General features: G+C 68.7%; 16 protein-coding genes and 1 other RNA gene. 14 read left to right on the top strand and 3 right to left on the bottom strand.

Annotated elements, in window-relative coordinates; genetic code table 11:
• Positions 1-214: 214 nt before the first annotated feature.
• Positions 215-418, bottom strand: coding sequence for a DUF3079 domain-containing protein (locus tag NH8B_RS18830; RefSeq protein ID WP_014088666.1), 204 nt, complete (start codon positions 416-418; stop codon positions 215-217).
• A gap of 157 nt (positions 419-575) precedes the next feature.
• Here NH8B_RS18830 and NH8B_RS18825 point away from each other — a divergent pair, with 157 nt between their 5' ends.
• Entirely contained in the window at positions 576-2,345 is a 1,770-nt protein-coding gene (locus tag NH8B_RS18825; RefSeq protein ID WP_014088665.1) for an autotransporter assembly complex protein TamA, read from the top strand.
• A 9-nt stretch (positions 2,346-2,354) separates the two neighbouring features.
• Complete coding sequence (locus tag NH8B_RS18820) at positions 2,355-6,179, top strand: translocation/assembly module TamB domain-containing protein (RefSeq protein ID WP_014088664.1); 3,825 nt, start codon at positions 2,355-2,357, stop codon at positions 6,177-6,179.
• Here the strand turns inward: NH8B_RS18820 and NH8B_RS18815 are convergent.
• Positions 6,165-9,329, bottom strand: a complete 3,165-nt coding sequence (locus NH8B_RS18815; protein ID WP_014088663.1) for a bifunctional diguanylate cyclase/phosphodiesterase — start codon at positions 9,327-9,329, stop codon at positions 6,165-6,167. The two genes, NH8B_RS18820 and NH8B_RS18815, sit on opposite strands and share 15 nt — an antisense overlap.
• A 106-nt stretch (positions 9,330-9,435) precedes the next feature.
• Here NH8B_RS18815 and rnpB point away from each other — a divergent pair.
• The 10 genes from rnpB to yedA all read left to right on the top strand — a co-directional run bounded on the left by rnpB (position 9,436) and on the right by yedA (position 18,319).
• Positions 9,436-9,841: RNase P RNA component class A (gene rnpB, locus NH8B_RS20230), an RNA gene on the top strand.
• A 177-nt stretch (positions 9,842-10,018) separates the two neighbouring features.
• Positions 10,019-11,047, top strand: a complete 1,029-nt coding sequence (gene dusB, locus NH8B_RS18810) for a tRNA dihydrouridine synthase DusB (protein ID WP_014088662.1) — start codon at positions 10,019-10,021, stop codon at positions 11,045-11,047.
• Between the two features lie 36 nt (positions 11,048-11,083).
• Positions 11,084-11,320 (top strand): helix-turn-helix domain-containing protein, encoded by a 237-nt coding sequence (locus NH8B_RS18805; RefSeq protein ID WP_008952077.1) that lies wholly within the window; start codon positions 11,084-11,086, stop codon positions 11,318-11,320.
• Positions 11,321-11,394: 74 nt separating this feature from the next.
• Complete coding sequence (gene purH, locus NH8B_RS18800) at positions 11,395-12,972, top strand: bifunctional phosphoribosylaminoimidazolecarboxamide formyltransferase/IMP cyclohydrolase (protein WP_014088661.1); 1,578 nt, start codon at positions 11,395-11,397, stop codon at positions 12,970-12,972.
• A gap of 57 nt (positions 12,973-13,029) precedes the next feature.
• Positions 13,030-13,572, top strand: a complete 543-nt coding sequence (pagP, locus tag NH8B_RS18795) for a lipid IV(A) palmitoyltransferase PagP (RefSeq protein ID WP_232503504.1) — start codon at positions 13,030-13,032, stop codon at positions 13,570-13,572.
• 51 nt (positions 13,573-13,623) lie between these two features.
• Complete coding sequence (gene purD, locus NH8B_RS18790; protein WP_014088659.1) at positions 13,624-14,901, top strand: phosphoribosylamine--glycine ligase; 1,278 nt, start codon at positions 13,624-13,626, stop codon at positions 14,899-14,901.
• Positions 14,902-15,173: 272 nt separating this feature from the next.
• Positions 15,174-15,902: a substrate-binding periplasmic protein gene (locus NH8B_RS18785; RefSeq protein WP_014088658.1), complete on the top strand. Its 729-nt coding sequence runs from the start codon at positions 15,174-15,176 to the stop codon at positions 15,900-15,902.
• 166 nt (positions 15,903-16,068) lie between these two features.
• Positions 16,069-16,584, top strand: coding sequence for an L-threonylcarbamoyladenylate synthase (locus tag NH8B_RS18780; protein ID WP_014088657.1), 516 nt, complete (start codon positions 16,069-16,071; stop codon positions 16,582-16,584).
• 42 nt (positions 16,585-16,626) lie between these two features.
• The gene (gene tolQ / locus NH8B_RS18775; protein WP_369751191.1) at positions 16,627-17,286 is read left to right on the top strand and encodes a protein TolQ; all 660 of its coding nucleotides are present in this window, start codon (positions 16,627-16,629) and stop codon (positions 17,284-17,286) included.
• Positions 17,287-17,437: 151 nt separating this feature from the next.
• The gene (yedA, locus tag NH8B_RS18770) at positions 17,438-18,319 is read left to right on the top strand and encodes a drug/metabolite exporter YedA (RefSeq protein WP_014088655.1); all 882 of its coding nucleotides are present in this window, start codon (positions 17,438-17,440) and stop codon (positions 18,317-18,319) included.
• Here the strand turns inward: yedA and NH8B_RS18765 are convergent.
• Entirely contained in the window at positions 18,316-18,756 is a 441-nt protein-coding gene (locus tag NH8B_RS18765) for an Lrp/AsnC family transcriptional regulator (RefSeq protein ID WP_014088654.1), read from the bottom strand. The genes yedA and NH8B_RS18765 overlap by 4 nt on opposite strands.
• A gap of 415 nt (positions 18,757-19,171) precedes the next feature.
• Here NH8B_RS18765 and phoB point away from each other — a divergent pair, with 415 nt between their 5' ends.
• Together phoB and phoR are read left to right on the top strand one after the other, a co-directional pair.
• Positions 19,172-19,864 (top strand): phosphate regulon transcriptional regulator PhoB, encoded by a 693-nt coding sequence (phoB, locus tag NH8B_RS18760; RefSeq protein ID WP_367180136.1) that lies wholly within the window; start codon positions 19,172-19,174, stop codon positions 19,862-19,864.
• Positions 19,865-19,875: 11 nt separating this feature from the next.
• Positions 19,876-21,180 carry a phosphate regulon sensor histidine kinase PhoR gene (gene phoR / locus NH8B_RS18755; RefSeq protein WP_014088653.1) on the top strand — a complete coding sequence of 435 codons (1,305 nt, stop codon included), beginning with the start codon at positions 19,876-19,878 and terminating at the stop codon, positions 21,178-21,180.
• Positions 21,181-21,271 lie beyond the last annotated feature (91 nt).

Raw genomic sequence — 21,271 nt, 5'->3', positions numbered from 1 at the left:
CCGCCGGGGGCGGCGGCGTGCCGGGAGAGGGCCCGCGGGTGCGACCGCCAGCAGGGCGCTGGTGGCGAACGCCAGGAGGGGGCGACGGTGCGGCGGAGCTGGCATGACCTGCGGTGTGCCGGCCTTGGTCCCAGCGTGTTTTTGCGCGCGGCCAGGCGGTGTTGCCGGCCACGGCCAGCGCCGCCATGCGGCGGAGAAGCCTTGGATGACCGGGCTAGGGCGCGGCGGGCGGCGTGGTCGCCGTGAAGTCGTTGCTGTCGGTCTCCGGTTCGGCCCAGCCGGGGCCGAACAGTTCGATCGGGTGCTGGGTGCGGTCGGAGCCGTTGCCGCAGCGCAACTCGTCGACCGAGCAATACTTGTCGCAGCCCCAGCAGATGCGCTCGGGGTGCGCGGGATGCAAGGGAAACTTTTTTGCCATGATGAGCTACCTACACTGAAGGGGCGGCCGCCGTTGGGGCGGTGTCGCCATTTTCGCATCCTGTTCCGTGTTATTCCTTGACCTGGGACAGGGTCTCCCGCCATCGATGCGCCGCCGGGGCTCGCCCCTTGCGCGGGCTTTCTTTACCATGAGGCTCATGACGTTCACCCACCCCCTCCGTCTGGCCGCGCTGGCGCGTGCCATGCTGCTGGCCGCCGTGCTCGCTGGGGCCGCGCCGGCCTGGGCGGCGCTGCGCTACAGCGTGGCGATCGACGCGCCGGACGAGATTGCGGTCTTGCTGCGCGAGCACCTCGATTTCGTGGCCGGCGAGAACGAGCCGGAGATGGACGAGGCGCAGCTCGAGACGCTGCGGGGCGAGGCGCCGGGGCAGGCGCAGGCCTTGCTGGAGACCGAGGGCTACTTCTCCGCCAAGGTGCGTCTCGACGAGGACAGCCACACGCCGCGCCGCTACCGCCTGGTGGTGGAACCGGGCGAGCCGGTGCTGATCGACGACGTCACGCTGCGTCTCGCCGGGCCGGTGAGGTTGGCCGAAGACTACCCGCGGCGGCTGGCGCGCGCGCTCGAGCTGTGGCCGCTGCCGACCGCGGCGCGCTTCCGCCAGGCCGAGTGGGACAGCGGCAAGCGCGTGCTGTTGCGCCAGTTGCAGGTCGACGGCTACCCGCTGGCCAGGATCGCCACCAGCCGTGCCGACGTCGATCCGGCGACGCACCGCGCCACCCTCACGGTGGAGCTCGACAGCGGTGCGCCGGTGGCGTTCGGCGCCATCGCCGTGAGCGGCCTCAAGCGCTACCCCGAGGACGTGGTCACCGGCATGGCGCGTTTCCGCCCCGGCACCCCGTACACCCTGCAGGGACTGCTCGATTACCAGTCGGCGCTGGAGCAGTCGCCGTATTTTTCCAGCGTGGTGGTGAGCACCGACATGAGCCGCGTCGCCGACGGCCGCGTGCCGGTGGACGTGGCGGTGGAGGAGCTGCCGCGCCAGAAGCTGACGCTGGGCCTGACCTACGAGGCCGACGAGGGGCTCGGCGCGCGCATCGGCTACGACCACTACAACCTGTTCCAGCGCGGCTACATCGGCTCGGTGCTGCTGGAGCACAAGCCCAGCGAGCAGGCGCTCAAGTTCGGCCTGAGCTTTCCGCGCCAGTCCGACGGCTACTCGCACAGCGTCAACGCCGCCTTCAAGCACAGCGACGTGCAGGGGCTGAAGACCGATGCGCTGGAGGGCGGGCTGTGGCGCATCCGCAGCAACGGCGCGATCGAATCGCGCATCGGCCTGGAGTACCTGCTGGAGCAGGAAAGCGTGGCCGACGTGCTGAACCGCGACAACAAGGCGCTGCTGGTGAGCTACGGCTGGACGCGGCGCCAGCTCGACGACGTGCGCCGTCCGCGCGCCGGCACGCTGATCGACCTGCAGCTCTCCTCCACGCTGGGCGATACGCTGTCGAGCGCCGCCTTCGTGCGCGGCTACGGCAAGCTGGTGCATTACTGGACCCCGCGCAAGGAGTGGGGCACGCTGATCAGCCGGCTGGAGCTGGGCGAGGTGTTCAGCAACAACCCCGAGCGCGTGCCGACCTCGCGCCTGTTCCGCACCGGCGGCGCCACCAGCGTGCGCGGCTACGACTACCTCGCCCTGGGCCTGCCCGGTCCGGACGGCTCGGTGCTGGGCGGGCGGGTGATGGCGGTGGGCAGCCTGGAATATCAGATCCCAGTCAGTCGCGACTGGTCAGTGGCGCTGTTCCACGACGCCGGCAACGCCGCCGACCGCTGGCAGGATTTTTCACTGCAGCACAGCAACGGCGTCGGCCTGCGCTGGATGAGCCCGGTGGCGCCGCTGGCGCTGGATATCGCCAAGGCGCAGAAAGATGGCGGCATCCGCTGGTACCTGAGCCTGGGGCTGGCCTTCTGACACCACGCCATGACGCAAGCGCATCCCGATTCTCCTGACGACACTCCGGCTTCGGCCAACCCGCCGCCGCACCGCGGCTGGCGGCCGCTGCGCTGGCTGGCGGCCGGCGCGTTGGCGCTGCTGCTGGCGCTGGCGGCGTTCGCCGGCTGGGTCACCGCCAGCGGGCAGGGTTTCGCCTGGGCCTGGCGCACGGCCGCCGAGCTCAGCCACGGCCGGCTCGGCGTGGGCGCGGTGCGCGGCACGCTATGGCAGGGTTTCGAGCTGCAGCGCTTGCGCTGGCAGGACCCGGCGCAGCGGCTCGAGGTGGAGCGGCTGCGTCTCGACTGGCAGCCCTCGGCGCTGTGGCGGGGCACGCTGCACCTGACGCGGCTGGAGCTGGGGCACGTGCGGCTGACCAGCCTGGCCGCCGCTGCACCTGCCGCACCGCCGCAACTGCCTGCGTCGCTGGCCCTGCCGCTGACGGTGGTGCTGGACCGCTTCGCGCTCGCCAGCCTGACGCTGCTGCCGGGCGACGTGCGCCTGTACGACGTCGCCGGCAGCTACCGTTACCAGGGGGGGCGGCACCAGGTGCAGCTGGCGCGGCTGAACTCGCCGTGGGGCGGCGGCGGCGCGGCGCTGACGCTGGCCGATGCCCGTCCGTTCGCGCTCTCCGGCACGCTGGCGGCGCGCGGCACGCTGGAGCAGGTGGCGATCAAGGCCGACCTCGCCCTGGCGGGCAGCCTGGCCGATCTGCAGGCACGCGGCACCGTTGCCGGACGCGGGCTGCTGGCCGAGGTGTCCGGACGCTTCGACCCGTTCGCCGCGTCGGCGCTGAACCGTTTCCGCCGCCTCGACGTGCGCGTCGGCGGCGTCAATCCCCAGGCGCTGCAGCCATCCTGGCCCAAGGCACGGCTCAACTTCGCGGTGTACGCCGAGCCGGCCGCCGGCGCCACGGTGGCGGGCGGGCTGTCGCTGATCAACAGCGAGGCCGGCGCGCTGTCTGCCGGGCAACTGCCGCTGGCCTTCCTCGCCGGCGAATTCCGCGTCCGCGGCCAACGCCTGACGTTGAACGCGCTGCAGGCGCAGCTGGCCGGCGGCGGCCGGGTGGCGCTGAGCGGGACCCTCGACGCGCAGGCGCTGGCGCTCACGGCGCGGCTGCAGGACGTGGCGCTGCGCGCCCTGCACGCCAGCGCGCCGGACCAGACCGTGGGCGGCACGCTGACCCTGGGCGGGACCCCGGCGCAGCCGACGCTGAGTGCGGCGCTGCAGAGCCGGCAGCTGGCGCTGGAGGCGCGCGTGGCGCGGGAGCCGGGGGCGGCCCAGGCGCTGCGGCTGGAGCGCCTGCAACTTACCGCCGGCGCCGGGCGGCTGGCGCTGAGTGGCCGCGTCGAGCTGCAGCAGGCGCGCCGCTTCGAACTGTCCGGGGTACTGGAAAAGGCCGACCCGGCGCGCTTTCTCAAGGGGGCGCCGGTGGGCGACCTCAACGCCCGGCTGACGGCGCGCGGGCAGCTGGCGGCCCCGCTCGCCGCCACGCTGCGGCTGCAGTTCGCCCCGAGCCGGCTCTCCGGCGCGCCGCTGACCGGCCGCGCCGAGCTCGACCTGCAGCCGGGCCGGCTCAAGCGTCTCGACGCCGACCTGCGCCTGGCGGACAACCGCCTGCAGGCCGCCGGCGCCTACGGCGCGGCGGGCGACCGGCTGAAGCTGCTGATCGACGCCCCCAACCTGCGGCTGTTGGGGCCCGGTTTCACCGGCCGTATCGGCGGCCAGCTCGATCTCGCCGGTACGCCCAAATTGCCGCTGCTGTCGGCCAACCTCAAGGCGGAACGGCTGGCGCTGCCGGGCGGCGTCGGCGTCGAGGCGCTGACGCTGGCGGGCGAACTACAGGCCGACACCGCCAGCCCGTTCCGCGTGCAGCTCGCTGCCCAGCAGCTGCGGCTGGGCGAGTTCGGCGCCAGCACACTGCGCCTCAACGCCGTCGGCCAGCGCAACCGCCACCGTATCGAGCTGGATGGCCGGTTCACCCTCAAGCAGCGTCCCTATGCCCTGGCGCTGCGCGCCAACGGCGGCCTGGCGGCGGGCTCCACGCAATGGCAGGGCACGCTGCAGACGCTGCAGCTGGCCGGCCAGCCCGGCCTGACGCTGCTCGCCCCGGCCAGCCTCAGCGTGGGGCCGCAGCGGCTGGAGCTGGGCGCGGCACGGCTGGCCATGCTGGGGGGGCAGGTCGAACTGCAGCAACTGCGCCGCGATGCCAGCGGCTTGTTGAACACGCGCGGCCGGGCGGCCGGCCTCCGCCTCGCCGAGCTGGCGCCGCTGCTGGCGCTGCCGCTGCAGCAGACGTTGGTGGTGTCCGGCGACTGGGCGTTGTCCGGGCGCGGCGTGCCGCAGGGCCAGCTCAACCTGCAACGCGTCGGCGGCGACGTCTGGCTGCCCGGCAGCAACGGCCGCCCGCTGGCGCTGGAGCTCGGCACCAGCCGGCTCGGGCTGCGCCTCGACGCCAACCGCGCCCAGCTCGAGCTGCAACTGCAAAGCCGCTACCTCAACGCCAGCGGCAACGGCGCGCTGCCGCTGGCGGGCGGCATCGACGGCCGTACCCCGCTCGCCGCCAGCTTGCGGCTCGAGGTACCGGCGCTGAAGGCGCTGGCCGGGTTGGCCGGACCGGGCCTGGAGCTGGGCGGGCAGCTGGCCGCCAACGTCACCCTGAGCGGCCCGCTCGCCGCGCCGCTAGCCTACGGCCGCCTCGACGGCAAGGGGCTGCTGTTCGCCGACCGCAAGACCGGGCTGAGGTTGGCCGAAGGCGTGCTGGAGGCGCGCCTGGACGGGCGCCGCCTGCTGCTTGACCGGCTGCGTTTCGCCAGCGGCGAGGGCGAGGCGCTGGCGAGCGGCGCGCTCGACCTCAAGGACCGCGGCCCCGACGCCACGGTGCGGCTGAGCCTGAAGCGCTTCAGCGTGTTCGACCGTCCCAATCGCCGGCTGGTGGTCTCCGGCGACAGCGACATCCTGTTCGTCGACAATAAGCTCACGCTGACGGGACGCCTGCGCGCCGACCAGGGGCGGGTGGAGTTGCCCAAGCAGGGCACGCCGCAGCTGTCCGACGACGTGCATGTGGTCGGACGCGAGGCGCCGCCGCCGTCGGCGCTGGCCACGCTGCCGGTGACGGTGCGCCTCGACCTCGACCTGGGCGAACGGTTCCGCTTCACCGGGCAGGGGCTGGACGTGGAATTGAGCGGGGTGGTGCATGTCAGCGCCGCGCCCGGCGAGGCGCCGGCGGCGCGTGGCCAGGTGCGCGTGGTGAAGGGGCGTTACAAGGCCTACGGCCAGGATCTCGACATCGAATACGGCACCATCACCTTCACCGGTTCGCTCGACAACCCGGCGCTCAACGTGCGCGCCAAGCGCCGCCTGTCGCCGGTCGGGGCCGGGGTGGAAGTGGGCGGCAGCGTCGCCGCGCCGAGCGTGCGCCTGATCGCCGACGAGGCGCTGTCGGAGCGCGACAAGCTGTCCTGGCTGGTGCTCGGGCGCGCTTCGGTGGGCGGTAGCGACGACGCCTCGCTGGCCGCCGCCGCCGGGGCGTTGCTGGCCGGCACCATCAACGACCGCATCGGCCTGTTCGACGACCTCGGCCTGGTCAATCAGCAAGGCAAGACCCTGGCCGACGGCACGGTGAGCCCGGCGGAGCAGGTGGTGACGGTGGGGCGGCAGCTGACGCGCACTCTCTACCTCGGCTACGAGTACGGCATCGCCAGCGCCAGCCAGGCGCTCAAGATGTCCTATCAGTTGTCCAAGGGCTGGTCGCTGGTGCTGCGCGCCGGCACCACCGCCTCGCTGGAAACGCGCTACACGCTACGCTTCGACTGAGTTTGCCCCGGCCAGCTGCGCCGTCAGCTCGGCAGCGCGTTGCGGCCGCCCGGTGAGGTAGCCCTGCACCACGTCGCAGCCGGCCTGGGCCAGGAAGTCGAGCTGTTCCTCGCTTTCCACGCCTTCCGCCAGGGTCTGCATGCCGAGCGCCTCGGCCAGCTGCACGATGGCGCTGACGATGGCGGCGTCGTCGCGGTTGTCGGGCAGGTTCATCACGAAGGCGCGGTCGATCTTGATCAGGTCGGGCGAGAAGCGCTTGAGGTAGGTCAGGCTGGAATAGCCGGTGCCGAAATCGTCCACCGCCAGGTGGATGCCGCGTTCCTTGAAGGCCTGCAGGTGGCGCACCGCCTGCTCGGCGTCCTCCATCAGCGTGCTCTCGGTTACCTCCAGCTCCAGCCAGCAGCTGGGCAGGCGGTGGCGCGTCAGCGCCGCCTCGACTTCGGCGAGCAGATCCGGTTGGCCCAACTGCCGGGCCGAGACGTTCACCGCCACCCGCAGCGGAGTGCCGGCGGCGAGCCAGGCGGCGGCCTGGCGGCAGGCCTCGTCCAGCACCCAGCGTCCGATCTCCACGATCAGGCCGGTCTCTTCTGCCAGCGGGATGAAGCGCGCCGGCGAGATCAGCCCCTGCTCCGGGTGTTGCCAGCGCAGCAGCGCCTCGCAGCCGACCAGACGCCGGTTGTCGATGGCGAATTGCGGCTGGTACACCAGGTGCAGTTGTTGCCGCTCCAGGGCCTGGCGCAGGTGGTTTTCCAGCGTCAGCCGCTCCGCCACCTGGGCGTTCAGCTCCGGGGTGAAGAACTGGTAGCGATTCCGCCCCTGCGCCTTGGCGTGGTACATCGCCAGGTCGGCGCTGACCAGCAGCTCCTGCAGCTCGCTGCCGTTGTCGGGGAAGAGGCTGATGCCGATGCTGGTGCTGATCGCCAGCGCCTGGCCGTCGATCTGGAACGGCCGGCGCAGGTCGTCGAGCAGGCGCTGCGCCAGTTGCGCCGCCTCGGCCGGAGAAGCCAGCTCGGGCACGATCAGCACGAACTCGTCGCCGCCGTTGCGGCCGACGGTGTCGCTGCCGCGCACCGTGTGCTGCAGGCGCTGCGCCACCTGCTTGAGCAGCTCGTCGCCGTGGGCGTGGCCCAAGGTGTCGTTGATGTTCTTGAAGTGGTCGAGGTCGAGGAACAGCACGGCGAGCCGGTTCTTCTGGCGCGCGGCGGCCCGGATGGCCTGCGCCAGCCGGTCGTGGATCAGCGCGCGGTTGGGCAGGTCGGTGAGGAAGTCGTGCTCGGCCATGTGGCGGATGTGGGCTTCCTGCTCCTTGCGCTCGCTGATGTCGGAGAACAGCGCCACGTGGTGGCTGACCTGTCCCGCCTCGTTCCGGAGCAGCGAAATGCTCAGCCATTCCGGGTAGATGGTGCCGTTCTTGCGCCGGTTCCAGATTTCCCCGGCCCAGTGGCCGCGCTGCGCCAGCTGCTGCCACATCTTCTGGTAGAAGGCGGGCGGCTGGCGCCCGGACGACAGCAGCGACGGCTGCCGGCCGATCGCCTCCTGCGCCGAGTAGCCGGTGATGTCGGTGAAGGCGCGGTTCACCATGACGATGTGGTTGCTGGCGTCGCTGATCACGATGGCCTGGCTGCTGGTGTCGAAGATCTTGGCGGCCAGCCGCTGCTGCTGCTCCGCCTGCTGGCGCCGGCTCATGTCGCGCGCGCGCAGCGAACGGTAGGCGTGGTCCTGGTACTGCATGCTGGTGAGGCTGATTTCGAACGGCACGTCGTCCAGCACGGTTTCGTAGGTCAGCGGCAACGGCTGGCTCGACGGCGGCAGCAGCGCGGCGAGGCGTGGCCCGCGCTGGGCCGGGTCGTCGCCCAGCAAGGCGGCCGCGGCGGCGTTGAGGTAGCGCGGCGCGCCGTCCTCGTCGAGCAGCAGCACCACGTCGCTGGCATGGTCCACCATGAAGCGCGACAGTAATAGGTCGCGCGAGCGCTCGCCCAGTTCCTCCAGGCTGTGTTCCAGGTCGCGGTGATAGTGCGCGATCAGCCCCTTGATCCAGCGGTTCAGCCACCACGAGAACAACACCGCGCTGAAGAGCGCCAGCAGCGTGATCAGCCCGGTGGCGCTGATCTTGCCGGCCAGCTCGCGCCGCAGCGACTGCTGCCGGCTCAGGCGCTCGGTCTGCATGCGCTCGGACAGCGAGGCGGTGCTGATCAGCGTCCAGCCCCAGCCCGGCAGCTGCAGGACGTAGGCCGGCTGGCTCTGCGGCGCGGCCGAGCCGGTGCCCGGCAGCAGGATCGAGGTGTTCTCGGTGCGCGGGCCGTGTTCCAGGACGCGGGCCAGCGAACGGGCGATGGCGGCGGGCAGCTGGCGGTAGTCGCGTCCCTGCCATTGCGGCTGGCCGGGGAACAGCAGCACCCGGCCGGCGGCGTCGAGGATCAGCAGCTGGTCGTTGCGGTCGCGTACGCTGCCGCCCAGCACGGTCAGGCCCTGCCGTTGCATGTCCTGGTCCACGCTGGCGATGTATTCGCCGGCGCCGATCAGCCAGCCGAAGCGCTCGAAGCGCCGCGCGTAGGCGATCTTGTCGGCCATCACGGTGCTGCCCGGCGCGAACCAGCGATAGCGCGTGAACCCGGCGCCGGACGGCTGCTTCACCACGCGCAGCAGGTTCTGCATGATGTAGGTGCCCCGGTCATCGCGGTTGTCGAGCAGCGAGCTGCCTTCCCGTTCCGGCGCCATCGGCAGCAGCACGCAGCGGCCGTCCAGGGTGTCGATGAAGATATAGCCGCGGCCGTCGAAGAAGCGCAGCGGGCGCAGCGTCTCGCGGATCAGGGCGCGCAGCTGGTCGGGCGGCAGTCGGTCGTGCTGCTGTTGCCAGAGGCCCTCGGCGAGGGTGTAGGCCTGGTCGACCTGATGGCGCAGGCGGCGTTCCAGCGTGCTTTCGGTCTGATGGCGCAGCGACTCCAGCAGCGCGGCCGCCTGCTCGCCGTGAGCGCGCAGGTCGGCCTCGACGTCCTTCAGAACCTCCTGCTCCTGTTGCTGCTGGGCGCGGGCGAAATCCTGCTCCTGGCTGTACAGGAAATAGCCGGTCAGGCTGCCTGCCAGCAGGAAGATGATGAGCAGTGTGCCGGCCAGCTGCAAATGCGCCAGCCGTTCCTGGGTAAGCTGCATGGAGAAAAATCGGTGGGGGGGTGACGGATTATACCTTCTTCATGAAGCCGGCCCGCGAAAATATCCCTCAGGCTTGGCCGGGTTCTGAGGTAAAATGGCAACGCGGGGAGTCAGTCAGACAGTCGCCGCGTGCCTTCAGGCACGGGGAGGAAAGTCCGGGCTCCGCAGAGCAGGATGCCGGTTAACGACCGGACGCCGCGAGGCGATGGAAAGTGGAACAGAGAGCTGAACCGCCGATGGCCTTGGCAACAGGGATCAGGCAAGGGTGAAAAGGTGTACCGGTCAGGCGCAAGCCGGGCCGGACGGGCGGGGAAACCTGCCTGCGGTAAGAGCGCACCGCGTCCGTGGCAACACGCGACGGCAGGCTAAACCCCATCCGGAGCAAGACCAAATAGGGGGGCGCTAACGTGGCTCGCGTTGTCCCCGGGTAGGTTGCTTGAGCCGGCCAGCAATGGTCGGCCTAGAGGAATGACTGTCCACGACAGAACCCGGCTTACCGACTGACTCCCCGTCCCCGCGCCATGTCATGAGGCGGCAGCGCTCGACCCGCTTGGGCGCGTACGCCGACCGCACGCGCCCTTATTCCGCCGCTATCGAGCCTGCTCAAAAAGTAGGCAAAATGTTTTTTACCCGCCGGGCAAAAAGCATTACAATGCCGCCCTCTCGCCGCTAAATCCTTGATAAAACAGATGCGCATCGGACCGTACACCCTGAAGAACCGGCTCATCGTCGCGCCCATGGCCGGGGTGACGGACCGCCCGTTCCGCATGCTGTGCAAGCGACTGGGGGCGGGGATGGCGGTATCCGAGATGATCACCTCCAACAAGGCCTTGTGGACCACCGCCAAGACCTTGCGCCGCGCCAACCACGACGGCGAGGTGGAGCCGATCTCGGTGCAGATCGCTGGCGCCGATCCGGCGCAGATGGCGGCGGCGGCGCGCCTCAACGTCGAGCAGGGCGCGCAGATCATCGACATCAACATGGGCTGCCCGGCCAAGAAGGTGTGCAACGTCGCCGCCGGCTCCGCGCTGTTGCGCGACGAGGCGCTGGTGGGGCGCATCCTCGAGGCCGTGGTGCAGGCGGTGGACGTGCCGGTGACCTTGAAGACCCGTACCGGCTGGAGCCGCGAGCACAAGACCGCGCTGAGGGTGGCGCGCTTGGCCGAAGACTGCGGCATCGCCGCGCTGGCGCTGCACGGCCGCACGCGCGAGGACATGTACCACGGCGCGGCGGAGTACGACACCATCCGCGCCGTGAAGCAGGCGATCTCGATCCCGCTGATCGCCAACGGCGACATCGACTCGCCCGAGCGCGCGCGCCAGGTGCTCGACTACACCGGCGCCGACGCCATCATGATCGGCCGCGCCGCACAGGGGCGGCCGTGGATTTTCCGCGAGATCCAGCATTACCTCGATACCGGTGAAACCCTGCCGGCGCCGACGGTGGCGGAAATCCGCCAGCTGCTGCTGGAGCACCTGGACGAGCTGTACGGTTTTTACGGCGAGTACTCCGGCTGCCGCATCGCGCGCAAGCACATCGCCTGGTACACGCGCGGCCTGCGCGGCTCCAACGAGTTCCGCCAGGCGATGTACCGGCTGGAAGACACCGTCGGGCAGCGCGCCGCAGTGACGGACTATTTCGACCGGCTGGCCGGCGCCTCCGAGCGCCTCGAGTACGTGGAAGCCATGGGGGGCGCGGACCAGGCCCTGGCGGGCTGAGACCGCGCTCAGACAACTGACGACAGAACAACAACCATGCAGAACAACGATCACATTTCCCAGTCGGTACGGCTGGCCATGGAGCAATACTTCCGCGATCTCGACGGCGAGGTGCCCTCGGCCATCTACGACATGGTGCTGGCCTGCGTGGAGAGGCCCCTGCTCGAGGTGGTGCTGTCGCACACCCAGGGCAATCAGACGCGCGCGGCGGAGTTGCTGGGGCTCAACCGCAACACGCTGCGCAAGAAAATGAAGAGTTACGACCTGATCTAGAATGGGAAAGCAGGCCTCCGTCACCGGGCGCCTGCTTTCGGATTTTTATGACTTCCTTGAGTGGTAGATTAACGATGACCAAGATCGAACGTGCGCTGATCAGCGTTTCCGACAAGACCGGCGTTCTCGAATTCGCCCAGACCCTGGCCGGCTTCGGCGTGCATATCCTGTCGACCGGCGGCACCGCCAAGCTGCTGGCCGAAGCCGGCGTGCCGGTGACCGAAGTGTCCGACTACACCGGCTTCCCCGAGATGCTGGACGGCCGCGTCAAGACGCTGCATCCGAAAGTGCACGGCGGCATCCTCGGCCGACGCGATCTGCCCGAGCACGTGGCCAAGATGGCCGAACACGGCATCGGCAACATCGACCTGGTGTGCGTCAACCTGTACCCGTTCGAAGCCACCATCGCCAACCCGGACTGCCCGCTGGAAGACGCCATCGAGAACATCGACATCGGCGGTCCGACCATGGTGCGCTCCGCCGCCAAGAACTGGGCGCACGTCGCCATCGTCACCGACGCGGCCGACTACACCACCCTGGCCGACGAACTGAAGGCCAACGACGGCCAGCTGTCCAAGGCCACCCGCTTCGAGCTGGCCAAGAAGGCGTTCACCCACACCGCGGCCTACGACGGCGCCATCTCCAACTACCTGACCAGCCTGGCCGCCGGCTCGCTGGCCGGGGTGCCGGAACGCACCGCCTTCCCGAACCGCCTGAACACCCAGTTCGTCAAGGTGCAGGACATGCGCTACGGCGAGAACCCGCACCAGGCCGCCGCCTTCTACCGCGACCTCGACCCGGCCGCCGGCTCCATCGCCAACTACCGCCAGCTGCAGGGCAAGGAACTGTCCTACAACAACATCGCCGATTCCGACGCGGCGTGGGAAGCGGTGAAGACCTTCGAGCAGCCGGCCTGCGTCATCGTCAAGCACGCCAACCCGTGCGGCGTGGCCGTGGCGGCCGATCCGCTCACCGCCTACCGCCTGGCCTTCGCCACCGACACCACCTCGGCCTTCGGCGGCATCATCGCCTTCAACCGCCCGGTCGACGCCGAAACCGTGGAAGCCGTGACCGGCCAGTTCCTCGAAGTGCTGATCGCCCCGGCCTTCAGCGACGAGGCCAAGGCCGTCATCGCCGCCAAGAAGAACGTGCGCGTGCTGGAGATCCCGCTGGAAGCCGGCGCCAACCGCTTTGAACTGAAGCGTGTCGGCGGCGGCGTGCTGGTGCAGACCCCGGACATCCGCAACGTCGGCCTGGACGAGCTCAAGGTGGTGACCAAGCGCGCCCCGACCGAGCAGGAAATGAGCGACCTGCTGTTCGCCTGGCGCGTCGCCAAGTACGTCAAGTCCAACGCCATCGTGTTCTGCAAGAATGGCCAGACCGCCGGCATCGGCGCCGGCCAGATGAGCCGTGTCGACTCCACCCGCATCGCCGCGCGCAAGGCCCAGGACGCCGGCCTGACGCTGCAGGGCGCGGTGGCCTCGTCGGACGCCTTCTTCCCGTTCCGCGACGGCATCGACGTCATCGCCGAGCAGGGCATCAAGGCCATCATCCAGCCGGGCGGTTCGATGCGCGACGAGGAAGTGTTCGCCGCCGCCGACGAGCATGGCATCGCCATGGTGCTGACCGGTGTGCGCCACTTCCGCCACTGAGCGCGGCGAACCACGAGAAAGGTTGGCCGAAGCGCGCTTCGGCCTCACATGACCACCATGAGCCGCCCCATCCTGTTCACCCTGCTGCTGGCCAGCGCCGTCCCGGCCTGGGGCTGCAGTGACGGCGATGGCTGGCTCGACGCGGCCTGTCGCCGCGTCGATCAGGTGTGGCAACAAGGGCAGGGCGAGGTCTACCTGCCCGGCTACGCCTACCATCTGCGCAGCGCCTACCGGCCGGAGAAGATCAACTCGTTCAACGAACAGGCCTGGGGTTTCGGCCTGGGGCGCGGCCTGGTCGACGACGACGGCGACTGGCACGGCCTCTACGCCATGGCCTTTCTCGATTCGCACAACGATCCCGAGCCGATCGCCGGCTACGCCTACCAGAGCCTGCACCACTTCAGCGAGAACTGGCAGGCCGGGCTCGGTTTCACCGCCTTCCTCACCTCGCGCTCGGACACCCTGCATTACTTCCCGGTGCCGGGCGTGCTGCCGCTGGCGTCGGTGCAGTACAAGCGGCTGGCGTTGATGGGGACCTACATCCCCGGCGGCAAAGGCAACGGCAACGTGGTCTTCCTGTTCGCCCGTTACGGTTTTTGAGTGTGCCCGGCCTGGTCCGGGCACCGTCATTGAAAGATTGAGGAAACACAGATGAAAGTGATGGTTATCGGTTCCGGCGGGCGCGAACACGCCCTGGCCTGGCGTATCGCCAAGTCGCCGCGCGTGTCCAAGGTATTCGTCGCGCCCGGCAACGCCGGCACCGAACTCGACCCGCACCTGACCAACGTGGCGATCAGCGCGATTCCGGAGCTGATCGCCTTCGTCAAGCAGGAGAAGATCGAGCTCACCGTGGTTGGTCCGGAAGCGCCGCTGGCCGCCGGCGTGGTCGACGCCTTCCGCGCCGAAGGGCTGAAGATCTTCGGCCCGACCCAGTACGCCGCGCAGCTGGAAAGCTCCAAGGACTTCGCCAAGGCGTTCATGAAGCGCCACGGCATTCCCACCGCCGGCTACGAGACCTTCACCGACGCCGCCGCGGCGCACGCCTACGTCGACGGCAAGGGTGCGCCGATCGTGATCAAGGCCGACGGTCTGGCCGCCGGCAAGGGCGTGGTGGTGGCGCTGACGCTGGACGAAGCGCACGCCGCCATCGACGACATGCTGGTCGGCAACAAGATGGGCAGCGCCGGTGCCCGCGTGGTGATCGAGGACTTCCTGGAAGGCGAGGAAGCCAGCTTCATCGTCATGGTCGACGGCGAGCACGTGCTGGCCATGGCCACCAGCCAGGACCACAAGCGCCTCAAGGACAACGACGAGGGCCCCAACACCGGCGGCATGGGCGCCTACAGCCCGGCCCCGGTGGTGACCCCGGACGTGCACGCGCGCGTGATGCGCGAGATCATCCTGCCGACGGTGCAGGGCATGAAGAAGGACGGTCACGAGTACACCGGCTTCCTCTACGCTGGGCTGATGATCGACCAGGACGGCAACCCGTTCACCATCGAGTTCAACTGCCGCTTCGGCGACCCGGAAACCCAGCCGATCATGGCGCGCCTGAAGTCCGACTTCACCGTGCTGCTCGAGGCCGGCGTCAACGGCCAGCTCGACCGCGTCGAGGCCGAGTGGGACCGGCGCGTGGCGCTGGGCGTGGTGCTGGCGGCCGAAGGCTACCCGGAAAGCCCGCGCAAGGGCGACCTGATCGACGGCCTGTCCAAGGCCAGCGACGACGCCGTGGTGTTCCACGCCGGTACGGCGTTCGACGGCGAAGGCCGCGTGGTCACCAACGGCGGCCGCGTGCTGTGCGTGGTGGGCCTGGGCGACAGCGTGCGCATGGCGCAGGGCAAGGCCTACGCCGTGGCCGACCAGATCCGCTTCGCCGGCAAGCAGCTGCGTCGCGACATCGGCAGCAAGGCGTTGCACCGGCGCGGCTGAGAACGGTGCGCTTGTGGATAAAGCGACGGCACGCTCCAATCCCGGCCCTGTGATGCTCGCCGCACCATGTGTACGGCGGCATCGTTACTCGCCTCTTTGGGGCGAACCGGCTTTGGCGCCGCGGCCCTGAGCACAGGGAATCCTCGTGGGAGGGTTTCTTTCACAAGCCATACCTGCTCCAAGGCATTAGACGGCACCCTCGGGTGCCGTTTTTCATTGGCAGCGCCGCGCCATGGGCCATACTGAATCATCCGTGGAAACAGGAGCTTATCATGGCCCGTCGCTACCTGATCGCCGCCCTGTGTGCGCTGTTCGCCCTGTCCGGCCATGCCGGCGCCGCTCCCAAACCCTTGCGCGTGCTCACCGAGTCGTACCCTCCCTACAACATGAGCGCCAAGAACGGCAGCGTGGTGGGATTGTCGACCGATGTCGTGCGCGAGATGATGAAACGCGCCCGCGTGCCCTACACCATCGAGCTGCAGCAGTGGGTGTGGGCCTTCACCAACGCGCGCGACAATCCCGCCACCTGCGTCTACTCCACCACCCGCAGCGAGGATCGCGAGGCGCAGTTCAAGTGGGTCGGACCGCTGGTCGACAACCCCTGGGTGCTGTTCGCGCGCAACGACGACACGCGCCCGGTGCGTGCACTGGAAGACGTCCGCCCCTACCTCTTGGGCGGCTACGTCGGCGATGCCACCGCCCAGTTCCTGATGAGCAACGGCTACCGCGTCGAACTGGTGCCCGCCGACATGCTCAACATGCGCAAGCTGGCCGACGGCCGCATCGACTACTGGGCCACCGGCAAGTATCAGGGCGCGTATCTCGCGGCACAGCAGAAGCAGGTCGGCATCCACCCGGTGCTCACCTTCAAGACGGTGCAGCTCTATCTTGCCTGCAACAAGTCCACCGACGACGCGCTGATCCAGAAGCTCAACGCCAGCCTCGGCGGTATGCGCGAGGAAGGCGTGATACAGAAGATCGTCGACCGCTACCTGCATTGACGCGGCCGGGTTTTGCGGGACACCGCCGCCGGGGCGGCGGCGGCTCTGCTAGAATGGCGCTTTTGTCGTCACCCCCATCGTCATGAGTCGTCCTCTTACCCCGCCGCGTGGGCGCCGGGCCTTGCCGCGCCTGCCCGCCGTTGCGCTGTTGCGGAGAGCCAGGGCCGTGCTGCAGCAGGGCGGCGTGCTGGCCTATTCCACCGAATCCTGTTTCGGCCTGGGGTGCGATCCGTTCAATGTTGCAGCGATCCGCCGCGTGCTGGCGCTTAAGGCACGCCCCAACCACAAGGGCCTGATCGTGATTGCCGCCTCGCTGGCGCAGGTGCGTCCGCTGATCCGCCCGCTGTCGGTTGAGCAGGAGGCGGAACTTGCCCGCTACTGGCCTGGTCCCTATACCTTTTTGCTGCCGGCCTCGCCGCGTGTCTCGCCACTGCTGCGCGGGCGGCACGACAAGATCGCGGTGCGGGTGACCGCGCACGGCGAGGCGGCGGCGCTGTGCCGCGCGCTGGGGACGGCGCTGGTGTCGACCTCGGCCAACCGCGCCGGGCAGACGTCGCTGAAAACCGCACAAGCCTGCCGCCGCGCCTTCGGTGCCGCGGTCTTGACGTTGCCGGGACGCATCGGCGGCAGCCGCCGTCCCTCCACCATCATCGATTTTGAAACCGGCCGCGTGCTGCGCTGAAGCGCACGCGCCGTTTGTAACGAGGAACTAGCTTTGCAACCGATTTCTTTCATGAGCCTGATCCTGAACGCCAGCCTGGTGGTGCAACTGGTCATGCTGGGGCTGGCGCTGCTGTCGGTGCTGTCGTGGACGCTGATCATCAGCAAGCTCGGCACGCTGCGCTCGGCACGGCGCCACAGCGAAAGCTTCGAGCAGAATTTCTGGGGCGGCACCGACCTCAACCGGCTGTACGAGGATGCACGCCAGCAGGGCGACACCGTCGGCATGGAGCGTATCTTCCAGTCCGGCTTCGCCGAGTTCCTCAAGCAGCGCGGCCGTAGCGGCGCCGAGCTGTCCGACATCATGGACGGGGCACGCCGTGCCATGCGCGCCGCCGCCCAGCGCGAGCTCGACCGCCTCGACAGCCACACCTCGTTCCTCGCCACGGTCGGTTCGGTGAGCCCCTACATCGGCCTGTTCGGCACGGTGTGGGGCATCATGCACGCCTTCATCGGCCTCGGTAACGCCGGCCAGGCGACGCTGTCGACGGTGGCGCCGGGTATCGCCGAGGCGCTGGTGGCCACCGCCATCGGCCTGTTCGCGGCGATTCCGGCGGTGGTGGCGTACAACCGCTTCGCCGCCGACGTCGACCGCCTGGCGTCGCGCTTCGACACCTTCATGGAAGAGTTCTCCAACATCCTGCAGCGTCTCGCCACGCGCTGAGAACCCGCCCGCGATAACGGCTTCGGCCAGGCCGCCAAGGTTGGCCGAAGCCACTGTTCGCCTGAGCGAACAGTCTTGTCGCGTCCACCTGCCTTGTATTTCGTGCCGGCAGTGGGATGATGTCAGCCTGTTTCCGATGCGATGTCCTGCCATGTCCCCGCGCCGCGTGCCTCCTCTTACCCTTGCCGCCCTGCTGTCGCTCTACCTGATCTGGGGCTCGACCTACTTCGCCATCCACGTCGCCGTCGACTCGTGGCCACCGCTGTTGATGGCCGGGGTGCGCTTCGTGATCGCCGGCACCGTGCTGGCGTCGTTTCTGCTGTGGCGCGGCGAGGCCTTGCCGAACTGGCGCCAGCTCGGCAGCTCCACCCTGCTCGGCGTGCTGATGCCGGGCATGGGCAACGGTCTGGTGACGGTGGCGCAGAAGAGCGTGTCGTCTGGCGTGGCGGCGCTGATGGTGGCGACGGTGCCGCTGTTCACCACCTTGTGCGCCCGGCTGTTCGGGCAGCGCACCCGCCCGCTGGAGTGGGCCGGCATGGGGCTGGGCCTGGCCGGCATCGCGCTGCTCAACATGGGCAGCAGCCTGTCGCTGAGCCCGCTGGGCGGCATCCTGCTGTTGCTGGCCTGCGCCGGCTGGGCGCTCGGCTCGGCCTGGAGCAAGCACCTGCCGCAGCCGGGCGGACTGATGGCGAGCGCCATGATGATGCTGATGGGCGGCGTGGCGCTGCTGCTGGCCAGCGTGGCGAGCGGCGAGCGCCTGGCGGCGGTGCCGACCTTCGAAGGCTGGCTGGCGCTGGGTTACCTGGTGGTGTTCGGCTCGCTGATCGCCTACAGCGCCTATCTCTATCTCCTGGCCAACGTCAGCCCGGCCACCGCCACCAGCTACGCCTACGTCAACCCGGTGATCGCCGTGCTGCTGGGCGTGCTGTTCCTCGGCGAGCAGGTCGGCCGCCAGGAGCTGGGCGCGCTGGTGGTGATCGTGGCGGGCGTGGTGCTGATCGGCTGGAAGAAGGCCGAGCCGCGCCCGGCCTAGTCCACCGGCAGCGGCGGCAGGCGCGGCGTGATCGGGGTGTCGATGACGATCGAGGTCTTGGTGTCGCCGTACTGCATCAGCTCGGCGATCAGCGTCTGCAATGCCGCCATCGTGTCCACCGCCACCTTCAGCAACAGCCCGCTGCTGCCGGTGATCGACTCGCACGACACGATGCCCGGCACGTCCTTGAGTTTCTCCAGCACGGCGTAGAACTCCAGGTGTTTCACCGTCAGCTCGATCACGCACTGGATCGGAAAGCCCAGCCGCGCCAGGTCGACCCCGACGTGGTAGCCGGTGATGATGCCGGCGCGCTCCAGCTTGTCGACGCGGTCGGCCACCGCGGGGGCCGACAGGTTCACCCGTCGTGCCAGCTCGGCGAAGCTGAGACGGGCATTTTCGTGCAGTGCGGCGAGAATCTTGTGATCGAATTTGTCCACTTTGGATTCGAAGGCGTTAGCCGGAAATATGCGTTGAAACGAAAATTATACCCCGGTAAATCGACGGTTTTCTTATTAATTCGGCCCCCCAGCCTACGTACAATACGTCCCGTGATGAGGCAGCACGCTGCGGTCCCGCGGGACGGCGGCACGCTCCTTGGACTGGATACGTGGACCCCCCGAGGTGTGCCCGATGCGTCGGGAGCGGTCGCTGTTCTGGTGATCTCTTTGTCCCCGGTCTCAAGTCATTTCTCTTTAGTATTGACGACGATCCTTCAAGGCCTGTCTTGCGACAGGCCTGTTTTTTTGCCTGTTTCCCCCGACTTTGTTACCGTGACTTGGCATTTCCCGGGAAATGTCATATTTCTGTAATCCCCGCTTCTTATCCTCTGGGCAGACTCTCTGCCAATGGATCATCATGCCTGCGAACATTCTGCTCGTTGAAGACGAACCGGCCATTCAGGAACTGATAGCGTTCAACCTGACCCAGGCCGGCCACCATGTGCTGCGCGCCAGCACCGCCGAGGCCGCGCTGATGCTGGTCAAGAATGCCTTGCCGGACCTGGTGCTGCTGGACTGGATGCTGCCCGGCGGCTCCGGCATCGACATCGCCAAACGCCTGCGCGCCGACGAGCGCACGCGCCAGGTGCCGATCATCATGCTGACCGCGCGCTCCGACGAACAGGACAAGATCGTCGGGCTGGAAACCGGCGCCGACGACTACATCACCAAGCCGTTCTCGCCGCGCGAGCTGTTGGCGCGCATCAAGGCGGTGCTGCGCCGCCGTGCGCCGCAAATGACCGACGACGCGGTCGAGGTCAAGGGCCTGCGGCTCGATCCGGCGACGCACCGCGTCAGCACCGATGGCAATCCGATCGACCTCGGCCCGACCGAATTCCGCCTGCTGCACTTCTTCATGACCCACCCGGAACGGGTGCACTCGCGCGCGCAGCTGCTCGACCAGGTGTGGGGCGACCACGTGTTCGTCGAGGAGCGCACCGTCGACGTGCATATCCGCCGCCTGCGCAGCTCGCTGGAAGCGACCGGGCACGATGGCCTGATCCAGACCGTGCGCGGCACCGGCTACCGCTTCTCCACGCAACAGTGAGGTAGGCTTTTTTGCGCGAATTTGCACAGCGTACACTGCTCTGGCTGGTGGCCATCGTGCTGCTCGGACTGGGGTTCTGGTGGGCCTCCGGCGCGCTCGACGCCCTGCTGGTGCTGAGCATCGGCCTGGGCGGCTGGTTGGCCTTCCATCTCTATCACCTGGCGCTGCTGCTGCGCTGGCTGCAGCACCCCTCGGCCGAACGCGTGCCGGACGGTTTCGGTGCCTGGCACACGGTGTTCATCACGCTCTACCGGCAGAGCAAGATGCAAAGCCAGAGCAAGCGCAAGCTGACCAAGACCGTGGAGCGCTTCATCAACGCCGGCGAGGCGATGCCGGACGGCGTGGTGGTGCTGGACGAGCACGACCGCATCGAGTGGCTCAACCCGATGGCGGTGGAGCACTTCGGACTCGACCGCAAGCGCGATGTCGGCAACCAGATTTTCAACCTGATCCGCCAGCCGGCGTTCAACGCCTACATGAAGGCGGACAGTTTCAGCCAGCCCTTGATCCTGCGTTCCTCCCAGCCCAACGAGCGGGTGCTGAGCATCCAGCTGGTGCCGTTCGACTCCACCCGCAAGCTGATCCTGTCGCGCGACATCACCCAGCTGGAGCGGGTGCAGACGGTGCACCGCGACTTCGTCGCCAACGTCTCGCACGAGCTGCGCACGCCGTTGACGGTGATCGGCGGCTTCCTCGAGACGCTCTCCGACATGCCGGACAACCCGGCGCTGCTGCGCCAGTTCCTGCCGATGATGATGGAGCAGTCGCGCCGCATGCAGAGCCTGGTGGAGGATCTGCTGATCCTGTCGCGGCTGGAGAACAGCCCGAAGAACGCCGCCAACGAGAAGGTCAACATGAGCGAATTGCTCGACACGCTGATGGTCGAAGCCGAAGGCCTGTCGCAAGGGCGTCATCAGATCCGGCTGCAGCGCGACACGCCGCTGTGGCTGTGGGGCAATGTCCAGGAGCTGCACTCGGCGTTCGGCAACCTGGTGTCCAACGCGGTGCGCTACACCCCGGACGGCGGCGACGTCACGCTGTGTTGGAAGGAGGAAGGCGAGAAGCTGGTGTTCTCGGTCAAGGACAGCGGCATCGGCATCCCGCGCGAACACATCCCGCGCCTCACCGAGCGCTTCTACCGCGTCGACCGCGGCCGCTCGCGCGGCAACGGCGGCACCGGGCTCGGCCTCGCCATCGTCAAGCACGTGGTGGCGCGCCACCAGGCGCGCCTCGAGGTGCACAGCGAGCCGGAGCGCGGCAGCACCTTCAGCGTGGTGTTCAACCGCTCGCAGATGGCCGAGCCGGAAGCGGCCTGAGCGCTCGATCCTGTCCTTGGCGCGGGCCGCCGTGCCGCGCTAAGATGATCTTCCTGTTGTCATCGATCATCCCTCAACCAACCGGGAAGTA

Origin of the sequence: Pseudogulbenkiania sp. NH8B, assembly GCF_000283535.1 — a bacterium.
Taxonomy (GTDB): Bacteria; Pseudomonadota; Gammaproteobacteria; order Burkholderiales; family Chromobacteriaceae; genus Pseudogulbenkiania; species Pseudogulbenkiania ferrooxidans.
Note: the sequence above shows the minus strand (reverse complement) of the source record. Positions and strands in the feature narration are given on the sequence as shown.

What these genes read in the sequence shown, in the direction of transcription:
- NH8B_RS18830 (WP_014088666.1), bottom strand. Translation starts at nt 418, where the DNA reads ATGGCAAAAAAGTTTCCCTTGCATCCCGCGCACCCCGAGCGCATCTGC.
- NH8B_RS18825 (WP_014088665.1), top strand. Translation starts at nt 576, where the DNA reads ATGACGTTCACCCACCCCCTCCGTCTGGCCGCGCTGGCGCGTGCCATG.
- NH8B_RS18820 (WP_014088664.1), top strand. Translation starts at nt 2,355, where the DNA reads ATGACGCAAGCGCATCCCGATTCTCCTGACGACACTCCGGCTTCGGCC.
- NH8B_RS18815 (WP_014088663.1), bottom strand. Translation starts at nt 9,329, where the DNA reads ATGCAGCTTACCCAGGAACGGCTGGCGCATTTGCAGCTGGCCGGCACA.
- dusB (WP_014088662.1), top strand. Translation starts at nt 10,019, where the DNA reads ATGCGCATCGGACCGTACACCCTGAAGAACCGGCTCATCGTCGCGCCC.
- NH8B_RS18805 (WP_008952077.1), top strand. Translation starts at nt 11,084, where the DNA reads ATGCAGAACAACGATCACATTTCCCAGTCGGTACGGCTGGCCATGGAG.
- purH (WP_014088661.1), top strand. Translation starts at nt 11,395, where the DNA reads ATGACCAAGATCGAACGTGCGCTGATCAGCGTTTCCGACAAGACCGGC.
- pagP (WP_232503504.1), top strand. Translation starts at nt 13,030, where the DNA reads ATGAGCCGCCCCATCCTGTTCACCCTGCTGCTGGCCAGCGCCGTCCCG.
- purD (WP_014088659.1), top strand. Translation starts at nt 13,624, where the DNA reads ATGAAAGTGATGGTTATCGGTTCCGGCGGGCGCGAACACGCCCTGGCC.
- NH8B_RS18785 (WP_014088658.1), top strand. Translation starts at nt 15,174, where the DNA reads ATGGCCCGTCGCTACCTGATCGCCGCCCTGTGTGCGCTGTTCGCCCTG.
- yedA (WP_014088655.1), top strand. Translation starts at nt 17,438, where the DNA reads ATGTCCCCGCGCCGCGTGCCTCCTCTTACCCTTGCCGCCCTGCTGTCG.